The sequence below is a fragment of the uncultured Phascolarctobacterium sp. genome (assembly GCF_937920985.1).
Lineage (GTDB): Bacteria > Bacillota > Negativicutes > Acidaminococcales > Acidaminococcaceae > Phascolarctobacterium_A.
In genome coordinates, this window is the sequence record NZ_CALDXR010000030.1 from 17,453 (window position 1) to 31,732 (window position 14,280).

Here is a 14,280-nt window from a genome sequence, read left to right on the forward strand (position 1 = left end):
GAGATTTTAGGAATGTTAAACCAATTTCAATGTACCGCAGCGGAGTTCAACGCTGCAGCCTATAATGATGCGGACAGTATAGTCCTCTTTCTGTGCAAGGAATGTGCGGCGGCTATCGACAAGCTGGAGCTGCCGGAGGCTGCAGCCAAGGCAGCAATGGCGTATGCCGCGCAGCACGACGATATTTATGATGCAGGCAGCGTAGCTATACTGGTGCTGCCACAGGATGAAAAGCTGCTGACGCTTCTTATTGCAGGCTGCGGCGAGGGCAAGGACTGCAAGCCGAACAATTTCCGTAAGGCTGCCGGCGCTACTGCCCGCGCTTTGCACAAGGCTAAGGCGCAAAAGGCCGTACTGGCTGCACCTATCCTGCTGAACGCCGAACACAGCAAAAACCTGCAGGCGCTCGTCGAAGGCCTCTACCTCGGCGCGTACACCTTCAACCGCTTCAAGAGCGAAGCAAAGCAGGCACCGCTGTGCGAGGCTACCGTGCTGAGTGCTGTGCCAGAGGCGGCGGAAATCATTAACGCTGCGGAAATCTCTGCGGAAGGAGTGTGCTTTGCGCGCGATTTAGTGAATAACCCAGGTAATGTGGTAACACCGCAGACCATGGAAGCAGATGCGCTGAAGCTGGGACAGGAGCTGCCGCTGGAAATTACCATTCTGGACGAGGCAGCCATGCAGGACAGAGGCATGAACGCACTGCTGGCAGTAGGTCAGGGCAGTGTTAATCCATCGCGTTTGATTGCCCTGCGCTATAATGGCAACGGTGACGCTCCCTATACAGCCTTTGTAGGTAAGGGCATTACCTTTGACAGCGGCGGCATTTCCATTAAGCCTGATGACAACATGGGTGAGATGAAAGACGACATGACGGGTGCAGGTGCTGTGCTGGGAGCAATGCGTGCCATCGCGCGTTTAGGCTTAAAGTGCAATGTTATCGGCGTACTTGCCTGCGCAGAAAATATGCCTGATGGCAAGGCGCAGCGCCCTGGTGACATCGTGCGTGCAGCCAACGGTAAGACCATCGAGGTTGTTTCCACCGATGCGGAAGGACGCATGGTGCTGGCGGACGCAGTCTGGTATGCCTGCCAAATGGGTGCCAAGAAGGTTATTGATATAGCAACGCTCACCGGTGCGGTAATCATCGCGTTGGGCAACGAAACCAGCGGTATTGTGGGGAATAATGACGAGCTGGTGGAGCAGATTAAGCTGGCAGGTCGCATGGCCGGTGAAAACTACTGGCAGCTGCCTTCCCTGCCTGAATGCAAGGAAGCTATCAAGAGCGACGTTGCGGACCTGCTCAACAGCGCAGGACGTGCCGGAGGCTGCATCACCGGCGGTCTGTTCATCGGTGAGTTCGTTGATAAAGATATCCCGTGGGCGCATCTTGATATCGGCGGCACCTCCACCGCAACTAAGACCGATGGCTTCAAGGTTAAAGGCGGTACTGCCTTCGGCACTATGACGCTTATCAAGCTGGCAGGTATGCTGTAATGGCAGCGCAGCTTGTAGATTTACATTTGCACAGCACCTTCAGCGACGGACGCTACACGCCAACGATGCTGGTGGACGAGGCTGTAGCTAAAGGCATTGGCGTAATCGCCATCACCGACCATGATTCGTGGAATGGTATGGCAGAGGCGTTCGAGGCGGCGAAGCGCCACGGCGGACGCATCCGCGTCCTCACCGGCGTGGAGCTGGGAACGCAGTACGAGGATGATGCCGTGCATATTTTAGGCTACCACGTTTCCATGGACTGTGAAGCGCTGCATAAGAAGATGGATGAAATGCGTCATGCGCGCGAGCATCGTTTATATGCCATGCTCGAAAAGCTGGAAAAATTAGGCTACCATGTGGAGGTAGAGGCCTGCGACCCCAAGAACAGGGCAGTGGGCCGTCCGCATGTGGCCAAGGCACTGGTTGCCAAGGGCTATTTTGCTACCGTGCAGGAGGTTTTCGACGCACTGCTGCACCGCGGCGGACCGGCGTATGTGCCGCAGCCCAAGCTTTCCCCGCATGATGCAGTGACGCTGATTCACGAGGCAGGCGGCATCGCTGTGCTGGCGCATCCCTCGGAGCTGGTGGATAAAACGCTGCCCGAACGCTTGCTTGCCGCAGAACCGTTTGACGGCATCGAGGTGTGGCACCCCAGCGCGGATGCACAGGCGCAAGCCCATTGGCTGGCGCTGGCCAAGCAGCGTGGACTGCTGGTGAGCGGCGGCAGTGACTTTCACGGAATCCCTGACCGTTTCCCCACAAAGCTGGGAATCTGGCAGGTGCAATATGATGATGTTAAGGGTGTAATAGAATGGAAGTAGTTGCTTTTGTAGGACCTAGCGGTACAGGCAAGAGCCACCATGCCATCGGCGTGGCCTTTGATAACCGCTGCGATGCTATTATTGACGACGGCCTGCTGATTAAGGGTACCAAAATCCTTGCAGGCACGTCCGCCAAGAACGAAGACAACAGAATACAGGCCGTTAAGCGTGCCATCTTCACAGATGAAGGGCACGCGCAGGCGGTGCGTGAGGCGCTGGCCACTAACAACATTCATCGTCTGCTGATTATTGCTACCTCCGACAATATGATTAACAAGATTATCGGCAGGCTGCAGCTGGATAAGCCGGTCAAGACGGTGTATATCAACCAGATTGCCAGCAAGGCCGAAATTAAAAAGGCACGTCATGCACGTCTGCAGGAGGGCAAGCATATCGTACCGGTGCCGACGGTGGAGCTGAAGCCGCATTTTACAGGCTATTTTGCTGATCTGCCCTACAACCTTTTTTCCAGCAAGCGCAAGCAGGAGAAGGATGCGGACCGTTCAATTGTACGTCCGTCGTTCAGCTTTTACGGCAAGCTGCTGATTTCCGACAGTGCGCTGGAGGATATCATCAACATTATCGGGCGTAAGCTGGAGGGAATTGAGCGGGTGACATCGATTAAGGTGCGCCGCCGCAGTGACAACAGCAAGGGCATTGTCATCAGCGTGGAGGTTGTGTTGTATTACGGCGTTAAGCTCTTTGCCGTTACCAAGCAGTTCCAGGCGAAGATTAAGGAAAAGATTGAGTATATGACAGCCATGAAGGTGAAGAACGTGAATGTTTCCATCCGCAGCCTGGCTGTGAAGAAGTGAATAGAGCAGCTGTATGTTTTACCCTCGCAGGGTTTCCTGCGGGGGATTTTGTTTTTTTTGATACTTTGGGTTAATTCAACTTCGTTCGGGGACGAAAGAAGTAAATATAGATCTTGAAGGCTGATCTTAGGGATTAGAGAATCTTCTAATTATTCTTGACATTTTTTGCAATTATCTGATAATATAAAACCATAAGATTTTGCACACCTGCCTGGAGCAAGGTCACTGCAGCGTCATTTAGAACGCCTTATGTATTATTAAGTAGTACATAAGGCGTTTTTTGTTAAGAAGGGAGTTGAACTAATGCAAACAAAAGAAGCAAGTCAAGAAAGTGAAATCAAGCAGGTCATACGCAGCCTTTGCATGATGAATAACAGGTTTATGAACTTCATGCTTGATGACAACACGAAAGCAGCGCAGGTTTTCTTGCGCATTATTCTGGAAGATGATAAAATTAAGGTGAAGAATGTCAGGATTCAGAGCTTTATCCAAAATATCTACGGACATTCTTCTCAGCTGGATATTTTAGCGCAGGATAGTAAAGGACGTTATTTTAACGTAGAGGTGCAGAGAAGCGATGAAGGCGCTCCGGCAAGACGTGCCAGATTTTACAGCAGTATCCTTGATACGCATTTTCTGCAGCCAAGTAAGCTCTATGAAGAGCTGCCGGATACCTACGTGATTTTTGTCACCGAGAATGATGTCTTGCGCGATAATTTGCCGTTATATGATATAAGACGAACAATTAAGCAAAGTGCTAGGGATTTTGAAGATGGTTCGCATATTATTTATGTCAATAGTCAGCGCCGTGATGATACAGCGCTGGGCAAGCTCATGCAGGACTTATACTGCACAGAGCCTAAAAATTTACATTACCAAGAATTTGCCGAGCGCATGGAATTTTTGAAATACAGCAAGGAGGGCGAAGAAAAAATGACTGACGTAATTGAAGAATATGCTGCAAAAAAGGCTGAAGCAGTGGCAAAAGAAGCTGAGAAAAAAGAGCAGGCAAACAAAATCGAGCTTGCCAAAGGCCTTTTGGCTGACGGTATGAGCATAGAATTCACCGTGCGCCACTCCAAGCTTTCGGACGCAGAGGTGCGTGAGCTTGCCTCCAAGCTGACCGCATAAAAACTTCTTCCATAATATTATAAATTTCACCCGTTCTTCACAGCAGCTTGTGCCTTGCACTTCGCTGCTGTTTTTTTATGCGCCCCGATATGCTATAATATATAGTGTATAATTAGCTTTACTGCAATGAGCGTTACAGCCTGCGCGGAATAACTTTCACCCCGGCCTGGTGCGCTTATTTGCAAGCAACAAGGAGTGATAAGCATGGAGATAAAATCTGTCGCACTTTTGGGAGCAGGAGCCGTCGGCTCTTATATAATCTGGGGACTGAGCAAGCTCCCCGATATCAGATTCGGCATTATCGCCGAAGGCAGCCGTGCTGCGCGTTTGCGTGACGATGGCTGCACCATCAACAACGTTACCTACCATCCGCAGGTGTGGAGCCCGCAGGAGGCCAAGGGCGTAGACCTGTTGATTGTCGCCTTGAAATACGGCGCTCTGCCCGGCGCACTGGCAAGCATTCGCGAGGCAGTAGACCCCAATACTACTGTCATGAGTCTGATGAACGGTGTGGATAGCGAGGAGATTATTGCCGGTGCTATCGACAGCAAGCAGATTCTGCCTGCTCTGATTAAGATTGCGTCGCGTCACGAGGGCAACGGCGTGCGTTTCAACCCGGAAAAGACTATCGGTATTGTTTTCGGCGAAGCGCAGGCACCGTTTGAGAGTGAGCGTGTGCTGGCGATTGAAGCGCTTATGCGCAGTGCCGATATCCATATCCGTCATACGGATTGCATTAATGAAGAAATCTGGTGCAAGTTCCGCCTGAACGTCTGCAACAATCTGCCGCAGGCTGTGATTGGCGCAGGTCTTGGCTGCTATCAGGACAGCGAGCATATGCGTGCTATTAAGGAAGGTCTGCGCCGTGAGCTGGAGGCCATCGCCGCCGCCAAAGGCATTGATATGAGCAAATGTCCCGCAAGCTCCGGCCGTGGCAGTGCAGTTCCGCCATCTGTACGCTATTCCACGCTGCAGGATCTGGACGCAGGCAGACACACCGAGATTGATATGTTCTCCGGTGCTCTGATGGCGATGGGCAAGGAGCTGGGGATTCCCACTCCCTACAACGAATATACCTATCATATTATCAAAGCGTTGGAGGAAAAGAACGACGGTCTGTTCGATTACACCGGCCAGAACAAAGAAATTACCTTCTCAAACTAAGTGCGCATAAAAGGAGGCTTTTGCAGATGAAAAATTTGCTGACGATTGCCGGTAGTGATTCCAGCGGCGGCGCCGGAATTCAGGCCGATTTAAAGACCTTTGCCGCTCATGGTACCTTCGGCATGAGCGTCATTACCGCCGTTACGGCACAAAACACCTGTGGTGTTACCGCAGTACAAAATATTGACTGTGATATCGTTGAAGCGCAGATTTCTGCCGTTTTTGACGATATCCGTGTGGACGCAGTGAAAATAGGCATGGTATCGCAGCCGGAGATTATCCGTACGATTGCCGCCTGCCTGCGCCGTTATCAGCCGCGCATTATCGTGGTGGACCCGGTGATGATTTCCAAAAGCGGTTATCCGCTGCTGGCACCGGAGGCCTGCGAAACGTTGATTAAGGAGCTGCTGCCGTTGGCTACACTGGTTACGCCCAACCTGCCGGAAGCAGAGGCGATTACCGGTATGCAGGTTACGGAAAAGGCGCAGATGCGTGCTGTAGCGGAAAAAATTATTGCTCTGGGTGCGAAGGCTGTGCTCGTGAAGGGCGGTCATTTGAGCGACACGGCGGATGATTTACTCTTTGACGGCAGCACGGAAACATGGTTCCCCGGCAAGCGCATCCCTACGAAGAATACGCATGGCACAGGCTGCACGCTCTCGAGCAGTCTGGCGGCGAACCTGGCCAAGGGGCTGGAGCTGACGGAGGCAGTACGCGCCTCCAAGACCTACGTTACCGAAGCCATCGAGCATGGCATCGAACTAGGCAGCGGCTGCGGACCGACGCATCATTTTGTTGATTTATACAGAAAGGCTGGTATCTTAGACTAATGGATTTAAAAAATACTTTTGGCGAGCTGGTTGACAAGCTGCGTAAGGCAAGACCTGTCATCCACGAAATTACTAATTACGTTACAGCGGAAAGCTGTGCAGATGCTGCGCTGGCAGCAGGCGCTTCTCCGGTGATGGCCGATGAGCCGGAGGAGGTTATCGAAATTACCGCCGGTGCCGATGCACTGGTGCTGAATCTCGGTACACTGAGCTTCAATAAGCAGATTGCTATGGAGCGTGCGGCGCAGGCGGCCAAAACCAAGGGCATCCCCGTAGTGCTGGACCCCGTTGGCGTAATGGCTTCTACCGTACGTCTGAACTTCGCGCTGAAGCTGCTGAACGCAGGCTATATTGACATCGTGCGTGGCAACCACAGCGAATGCCAGGCGCTGCTGCTGGGGGCAACCGGAGGCCGTGGTGTGGACAATATGGAGCAGGGTACTGAAGAAGGCGAAGCACTGCGCACCGCTAAGGATGCTGCTGCCAAATTCGGCTGCGTATTTGCTGTCACCGGCCCGATTGACAACATCAGCAACGGCAAGCAGGCTGTTGTGCTGAACAACGGTCACCCGCTGCTGCAGGATATCACCGGCAGCGGCTGCATGACTACTACCTTAGTTGCCTGCTGCGCCGCTATTACCAAGGATATGCTCGTTGCGGCAGCACTGGGCGTAGTAATCATGGGCCAGAGCGCTGAGCTGGCAGCCAACTTTCTCGAGAAGAAGGACGGCCCCGGCATGTTCAAGGTGCGCCTGATTGACGCCATTTATCATGTAACTACGAAGTGGAATCTGGTGAACCTGAAACCTGAGGAAAAGGTGTCCTGATGAAAGCACAGCCTGATTACAGTATTTATCTGGTTACAGACGATGGCTGCCTGCAGGGCAGGGCGCTTATAGACTGCGTGCGTGAGGCGCTCGAGGGCGGCGTGACGCTGGTGCAGTACCGCGCCAAGACAGCTTCCAGCGCGGAAATGTATGATGAAGCGCTGCAGCTGAAGGCACTGTGCGACAGCTTTAACGTGCCGCTGATTATCAACGACCGTCTGGATATCGCCATGGCGGTGGGCGCAGCAGGCGTACATTTGGGGCAGGACGACCTTCCCTGCGCTGCGGCGCGCAAGATTTTGGGCGAGGATTACATCATCGGCGTTTCGGCGCACAATCCGGCGGAGGCTAGAGCGGCGCTGCTATGCGGTGCGGATTACCTTGGCTGCGGCGCTGTCTTTGGCACTGCTACGAAGACAGACGTCAAAAAGCTGGGGACAGACGGACTGGCAGCTATCTGCAAGGCGAAGGAACGGCCTTCTTACTTCGGACCGAATCTTTTGGCAGCTATCTGCTGGAAGAAGGGACTGCCTGTTGTCGGCATCGGCGGCGTAACTGCGGACAATTACCGCGAGGTGCGCGCGGCAGGCGCTGACGGCGCAGCCATAGTCAGCGGCATACTGGCGCAGCCAGATATCCGCGCTACGGTAGAAGCGATTGCCAGAATAAGCAGCGAGTTTGCCAAATAACAAACGTTATCACAAACTTTCCTTTTTCAATAAAATTATGGTCATCTTTCATGGTGACCATTTTTGCATTATGGCCGATTTTCCGAATTATTTTTAGCTAAAGCTGAAAAATGTTCACTAATTTGCCTATATTTATCGCTATCCATATTGGATAAAACGCCGAAGTGTGTTAAAATAGATACATAAATAGCAAGTATTCACCTCGAAAAAATTACATTGGAGGCCGTGTATATGAGTAAAATTAGAAGACTTTTTGTAGAAAAGAAGGATGCCTTTGCTGTTGAAGCACATGGCTTGCTGGCAGACCTGCGCAACAACCTCGGTATGAGCAATCTTACCGGTATGCGTATTGTCAACCGCTATGACGTGATGGGCCTGAGCGATGAGGAATTCGCTATGGCTAAACAGCTTGTGCTGTCCGAGCCGCCTGTCGACAATGTCGTAGAGGAGGAGCTGCCGCTGGCTGCAGGCGAGGCTGCCTTTGCCGTAGAGTTGCTGCCCGGTCAGTATGACCAGCGCGAGGATTTTGCCGAACAATGTATCCAGCTGATTACCCAGAAGGAGCGCCCGATGGTTGCTGCCGCTAAGGTATATGTGCTGGAAGGCGAGCTGACTGCGGAAGAAGTTGAAAAAATCAAGGCTTACTGCATCAATCCGATTGAAGCACGTGAGGCTGAGCAGGCTAAGCCTGAAACCCTCATCAGCACCTGCGAGGAGCCGGAAAAGGTTAAATCCGTTACCGGTTTCCTGACCATGTCCAAGGAAGAAGCAGAAGCACTGCGCCAATCCATGGGCTTGGCTATGAGCCTGGACGATCTGCTGTGGTGCCAGAAATACTTCAATGAAGAGCACCGCGAACCGACTATTACTGAAATCCGTGTGCTGGATACTTACTGGTCCGACCACTGCCGTCATACCACCTTCATGACACAGATTGAGGATGTAGATATCGTTCCCGGCACCTTTACCCAGCCTGTACAAGAGGCTTATGACAAATACATGGCTGCCCGCGACGAGGTTTACGGTGAAGACACCGAGCGTCCGGTAACATTGATGGACATTGCCGTAATCGGCATGAAGAAGCTGCGCAAGGAAGGCAAGCTGGCTGACCTTGACCAGTCCGAAGAAATCAATGCATGCTCTATCGTTGTGCCTATCGAAATCGACGGCAAAACCGAAGAGTGGCTGGTAATGTTCAAAAACGAAACCCATAACCATCCGACCGAAATCGAACCGTTCGGCGGCGCTGCAACCTGCCTCGGCGGTGCCATCCGCGATCCGCTGTCCGGCCGTTCCTATGTATATCAGGCAATGCGTGTAACCGGCAGTGCCGACCCGCGCACCCCAATCAGCGAAACCCTGCCCGGCAAGCTGCCTCAGCGCAAGATTACCATCGGTGCAGCTGCAGGCTATAGCTCCTACGGCAACCAAATCGGTCTGGCAACCGGCCATGTACAGGAATACTATCACGATAAATTTGTTGCGAAGCGTATGGAAATCGGCGGCGTAATCGGCGCTGCTCCCCGTAGTGCAGTTCGCCGTGAGCGTCCCGCTGCCGGCGATATCGTAGTGCTGCTGGGCGGCAAAACCGGTCGTGACGGCTGCGGCGGTGCAACCGGTTCCTCCAAGGAGCATACCGTTGACTCCCTCATGAGCTGCGGCGCAGAGGTACAGAAGGGCAATCCTCCGACCGAACGCAAAATCCAACGCCTGTTCCGCAACCCTGCCGTAACCTCAATGATCAAACGATGCAACGACTTCGGTGCAGGCGGTGTATCCGTTGCTATCGGCGAGCTGACCGACGGTCTTATTATTGACCTCGACAAGGTTCCCAAAAAATACGAAGGCCTGGACGGCACCGAGCTGGCTATCTCCGAATCTCAGGAGCGTATGGCTGTTGTTATCGCTGCCGCTGACCGCGATGCCTTCATCAAATATGCTGACGAAGAAAACCTGGAAGCAACTGTTGTTGCCGACGTTACCGAAGAACCGCGCCTGGTTATGTTCTGGCGTGGCGATAAAATTGTTGACCTGTCCCGCGCTTTCCTCGATACCAACGGCGTTGCACAGCACACCAATATTGTAGTAAGCGAAGAAAAAGAGGACAACGTATTCGAGCAGGTTCCTGCTGAAGTAACCTCCGCTGCTGACCTTGAAGCTGCATGGTTGGCTAACCTCGGCCGTCTGAATGTCTGCAGCGAAAAGGGCCTGTCCGAGCGTTTTGACAGCACCATCGGTCGTGGCACCGTAATGATGCCGTTCGGCGGCAAAACCCAGCTCACCCCGAGCGAGGGCATGGTAGGCCGCATCCCTGTACTGCATGGCAACACCACCGCAGCAAGCGTAATGGCCTGCGGCTACAACCCGAACGTTGCCTGCTGGAGCCCGTTCCACGGCGCTATGTACGCTGTAACCGAATCCGTAGTTCGTGCCGTAGCTCTGGGTGCTGACCCCGCTAAGCTGCGCCTGACTCTGCAGGAGTACTTCCCGAAACTGCATGACGCCAACAGCTGGGGCCAGCCGTTCAGCGCACTGCTGGGTGCCTTCACCGCACTTGATGCTCTGGACCTGCCGGCAATCGGCGGCAAGGACAGCATGAGCGGTACTTTCATGGATAAAACCGTTCCGCCGACACTCGTTTCCTTCGCTGTGGGCGTAATCGACGGCAACAAGGCTGTATCTGCCGACTTCAAGGCAGCATGCGACAAGGTAATCTTCCTGTCCTGCCCGCGTAGCACTGCCGAAGTACTAGACTTTGCAGCCCTGAAGGAAAACCTGACCGCTGTACACAAGGCTATGGAAGCAGGCAAGATTGCTGCTGCTGCCGCTGTTAAAGAGGGTGGCGTAGCTGCACTGGTAACCACCATGAGCCTGGGCAACGAGCTTGGCTTTGAATTCATCAAACCGTTCCACGATACCGACAGTCTCTTCACTCTGCAGCCTGGTGGCATGGTTATCGAGCTGGCAGCAGGCGTAGAACCGGAAGAGCTGTTCGAAGGCCTGGATTACATGCTGCTCGGCCACACTACTGCCGAAGCAGGCATCACCATCAACGACACCAAGATTGACGCTGCGAAAGCCTTTGCCGCATACCGCGAGCCGCTACTGGGCATCTTCCCGGACGGCACTCCGAAGGCAGAGGAGCCTGCTGACATCGCTATGCCGCTGTACAAGAGCGAGCTGACTCTCACCGCTCCGGTAAATATTGCCAAACCGCGCGTATTCATCCCCGTATTCCCTGGCAACAACTGCGAATACGACAGCGCCCGCGCTTTTGAAGCTGCAGGTGCCGAAGCAAACACCTTCATCGTGCGCAACCTTACCGCTGCTGCTATCGAAGAATCCGTAGAAGCAATGGTTAAATATATCAACAACTCCCAGATTGTGATGATCCCCGGTGGCTTCAGCGCCGGTGACGAGCCTGACGGCAGCGGCAAGTTCATCGCTACCATGTTCCGCAACCCGCGCATCAAGGAAGCAATCAGCGACCTGCTCGAAAACCGCGATGGCCTGATGCTGGGTATCTGCAACGGCTTCCAGGCATTGATTAAGCTCGGACTTGTTCCGTACGGCGATATCCGCGATATGATCAGCGATGCACCGACACTGACCTTCAACAACATCGGCCGCCATATTTCCCAGATTGTTACCACCAGAGTTGTTTCCAACAAATCTCCGTGGTTCAGCCTGTGCGAGCCCGGCGAAGAGCATGCAGTTGCCGTATCTCACGGCGAAGGCCGCTTCTACGCTCCGGAAAGCACTATCAAAGAGCTGTTCGCTAACGGCCAGGTTGCTACCCAGTATGTAAATGCTCAGGGCGTACCGACCATGAACACTCCTTTCAACCCGAACGGCAGCCTGTATGCTATCGAAGGCATTACCAGCCCCGACGGACGTATCCTCGGCAAGATGGGCCACAGCGAGCGTTTTGCTCCGGGCCTGTTCCGCAACATTGCGGGCGACAAGGATCAGAAGATTTTCCTGTCCGGCGTAAGCTACTTCAAATAAGCTGAGGCTTAATAACGACACAATAAAACGCTCTGCTGACCGCAAGGTTGGCTGAGCGTTTCTTTAGCTTTATATGCGTATATTTTGGCTATCCTCAAAAACCGTACAAAACTGTACAAACCGTACAAACGCAGGCGTGGCAAGGCTTTGCGCATGTACGGTTTTTGTTATGGTGTACGGTTTAAACGATTTTCAGCTCCTTGACAAGAGCGTCCTGCAGCAGGCTGCTGAAATTAATATTGGCATCCAGAGCGCGCTTATTGAGCCACGCAGGAATAGTCAGCGTCTTTTTAACAGAACGTGTATTCTTCGCCAGGTCCACTTTCGACTGAATCAGGGAAGTATAGGTATTGGGTTCGGTCAATTTGATGTTTTGGGGAGCAGAAGCTTGCGGCAGCTTTTCGCCGTCCTCCAGCAGTCCCAGCAAAAAGCATTCCATAGCTTCCGCCGCGTTGGCCAGCAGCTCCTCCTGCGTATCGCCTTGTGTAAAGCAGCCAGGAAGATCGGGGAATTCTGCCCACAAGCCATCGTCATCTACATGAATAATTGCGGGATATATAACGAGCATGATATAGCGCCTCCTTTTATAATTTAATGCCTGTTCTTTTAAGGATAGCCATAAGTAAGCCTATTTTCATATCCTTACCATGAACAGGAATAACCTCAACCTGATTGCCTTTCTTTAAACGATGGTGACTTCCTTTTACGTTAGTCAGTTCCCAACCGTTTTTCAGTAGCAGGTTGAGCAGGGCCTTGTCTTTCATTGTAACCATAGAGAACCTCCCTGTAATTCAATTATAGCACGTGTACACGTGTCTAACAAGTCGCCTATAAACAAAAAAGACCTCTCGTACTACAACGAAAGGTCTTACCTTAGGCGACAACAATATTTAATTCGTATACAGTTTAGAATGGTAAGGAAAACAAGTCAAGAGATAAAGAAGGTGAAAGAATGATGCGGTATATGCAGGGAAATTTATATTCATGGCGAATAATTAAAATGTAAAGCTTATACAATAATTATAAGTGAAAAAAAGAAATATAGAGAGGAAAGTATAAGATGAAAAAGATTTTAGCTTTAGGATTAGGATTTTCTTTAATTATGTCCCTAGGCACTGCTAATGCTTCAGATGTTGCACAAAAGGGTGATACGGATATTTTCTTTAATCATGGAAATATTCGTCGCAACGGCAGACAGTTTTTCGAGTACCAGCGTGTAGTAAACTATAAGGATAAGGATATCAGCCTGTTGCATATGCGCGTTAAGGGTGATGATTATGTATCAGCTAAGCTAGTGCATAATCTGACAGGTATTGAAATACCGTTAGAACAATTGGATATAAAAACTGATTACGTGTTGCCGGAGGACAGAATTGACAAATGGTTTAAATATGATCCAGTAGCTTGGAAGAAGCTGGCAGATTATATTGGCGGCAAGAATGAACAGGATCTCCGCAGTAATACTACTGAGTTAAATTGTGTGCTCAGCCTGCCTAACGGCAAAACACGTGACGTAGACTTTCGCATTGCGCCAAAGGATATTTACCTGACATCGCTCGCTTCGCATCAAGAGCTGCAGAAATCAGCCAAAGCCAAGGCAGACGCAGTCAAAAAGACTGATATTATTGGTAACCATTACAATTTTAATGATTACTATCAGCCTGATCTGCAAGTATTCTTTCCTAACAAAACCTTCAAAGAGGTCAAGGAGCTGTTGCGTTATAACTTAAACCCGCACGGAAAAGATGGACGGGTAACCAATTATTTTACAGAAAATACCTTTGATGATGACATGAGGGTATTGGTACCGGTATGGCATTCAACGTATTCGACTTTTATCTGGTTTAATGAAAAACCGGAAGGAACATGGCTGAATTTCAATAAATGTATTCTCTATAATGATAAATTACACTGCTACCTCGATTATGAGAAATTCAACCAAGATGTGCTTGAAGCTATTGAAAAGACCTATACGGATTTTTATGGCAAACGTAATTATGGCTTTGAAACAAAAAAATATAAATATTGTGATAAAGATAAGATTAAAATTAGCAGCATCGGTTCCAACCCCGAACTGAAACCATTAGCGGATGCGTTAGCCAATAAAGAGCTGGTGCGCGTTATCGGTGTTAATGGTAGAAGGTTTAATATTTCAGGATTGTTATATGATGTTTATACCAAATACCAGCCTGGCGACAAACCTGTTACATTTACCTTTATCATTAATAAGACGAAGCAGGAATTTAACGTAACAATTACACCAGAAATTATTCCGCCTGAACCGCCTGCGTTTGATTACGAAGAAATTAATAATAAGTATGCGAACAAAACTTCAGCTACGCTTAAACCGTGTGAATTGGCTGCCTACTCAGGCGAACCGTTCATTGATATCCTTGATCCCTTTACAAGCCGTAATGAGCCTGTAAAGTACCAATTCTAAGTAGCTTCATAAAAAATGTGAAAGAGAAAATGCCACACATTCTTAATACTTTGTG

12 protein-coding genes are annotated in these 14,280 nt (G+C 51.0%); 10 read left to right on the forward strand and 2 right to left on the reverse strand.

All coding sequences use genetic code 11. From position 1 onward, the window contains the following. The first annotated feature begins 12 nt into the window (after nt 1–12). The 9 genes from Q0612_RS05265 (at nt 13) to Q0612_RS05305 (ending at nt 11,785) form a co-directional block, all read left to right on the forward strand. Nucleotides 13–1,497 carry a leucyl aminopeptidase gene (locus tag Q0612_RS05265; RefSeq protein ID WP_298881694.1) on the forward strand — a complete coding sequence of 495 codons (1,485 nt, stop codon included), beginning with the start codon at nt 13–15 and terminating at the stop codon, nt 1,495–1,497. Beyond that, on the forward strand, nt 1,497–2,321 hold the full coding sequence (locus Q0612_RS05270) for a PHP domain-containing protein (RefSeq protein WP_298881697.1): 825 nt from the start codon (nt 1,497–1,499) through the stop codon (nt 2,319–2,321). Before Q0612_RS05265 ends, Q0612_RS05270 begins: the two co-directional genes overlap by 1 nt. Next, the gene (locus Q0612_RS05275) at nt 2,312–3,136 is read left to right on the forward strand and encodes an Asp23/Gls24 family envelope stress response protein (RefSeq protein WP_298881699.1); all 825 of its coding nucleotides are present in this window, start codon (nt 2,312–2,314) and stop codon (nt 3,134–3,136) included. Before Q0612_RS05270 ends, Q0612_RS05275 begins: the two co-directional genes overlap by 10 nt. Nucleotides 3,137–3,439: 303 nt before the next feature. Further along, on the forward strand, nt 3,440–4,267 hold the full coding sequence (locus tag Q0612_RS05280) for an Rpn family recombination-promoting nuclease/putative transposase (RefSeq protein WP_298881702.1): 828 nt from the start codon (nt 3,440–3,442) through the stop codon (nt 4,265–4,267). A gap of 204 nt (nt 4,268–4,471) precedes the next feature. Continuing rightward, complete coding sequence (locus Q0612_RS05285) at nt 4,472–5,431, forward strand: ketopantoate reductase family protein (protein WP_298881705.1); 960 nt, start codon at nt 4,472–4,474, stop codon at nt 5,429–5,431. A 26-nt stretch (nt 5,432–5,457) separates the two neighbouring features. After that, nucleotides 5,458–6,261 (forward strand): bifunctional hydroxymethylpyrimidine kinase/phosphomethylpyrimidine kinase, encoded by an 804-nt coding sequence (thiD, locus tag Q0612_RS05290; RefSeq protein ID WP_298881708.1) that lies wholly within the window; start codon nt 5,458–5,460, stop codon nt 6,259–6,261. Then, nucleotides 6,261–7,088 (forward strand): hydroxyethylthiazole kinase, encoded by an 828-nt coding sequence (gene thiM, locus Q0612_RS05295; protein WP_210684429.1) that lies wholly within the window; start codon nt 6,261–6,263, stop codon nt 7,086–7,088. Before thiD ends, thiM begins: the two co-directional genes overlap by 1 nt. Further along, a complete protein-coding gene (gene thiE, locus Q0612_RS05300) occupies nt 7,088–7,777 on the forward strand; it encodes a thiamine phosphate synthase (RefSeq protein WP_298881715.1) in 690 nt (229 codons plus the stop codon). The genes thiM and thiE overlap by 1 nt, the downstream gene beginning before the upstream one ends. 231 nt (nt 7,778–8,008) lie before the next feature. After that, nucleotides 8,009–11,785 (forward strand): phosphoribosylformylglycinamidine synthase, encoded by a 3,777-nt coding sequence (locus tag Q0612_RS05305; RefSeq protein WP_298881718.1) that lies wholly within the window; start codon nt 8,009–8,011, stop codon nt 11,783–11,785. A 181-nt stretch (nt 11,786–11,966) separates the two neighbouring features. On the opposite strand, the gene Q0612_RS05310 is transcribed toward Q0612_RS05305, so the two are convergent. Together Q0612_RS05310 and Q0612_RS05315 are read right to left on the reverse strand one after the other, a co-directional pair. After that, complete coding sequence (locus Q0612_RS05310; protein WP_298881721.1) at nt 11,967–12,353, reverse strand: type II toxin-antitoxin system HicB family antitoxin; 387 nt, start codon at nt 12,351–12,353, stop codon at nt 11,967–11,969. A gap of 16 nt (nt 12,354–12,369) precedes the next feature. Further along, nucleotides 12,370–12,558, reverse strand: a complete 189-nt coding sequence (locus Q0612_RS05315) for a type II toxin-antitoxin system HicA family toxin (RefSeq protein WP_293829280.1) — start codon at nt 12,556–12,558, stop codon at nt 12,370–12,372. Between the two features lie 287 nt (nt 12,559–12,845). Here Q0612_RS05315 and Q0612_RS05320 point away from each other — a divergent pair, with 287 nt between their 5' ends. Beyond that, nucleotides 12,846–14,225 (forward strand): hypothetical protein, encoded by a 1,380-nt coding sequence (locus tag Q0612_RS05320; protein WP_298881726.1) that lies wholly within the window; start codon nt 12,846–12,848, stop codon nt 14,223–14,225. Nucleotides 14,226–14,280: the final 55 nt, after the last annotated feature.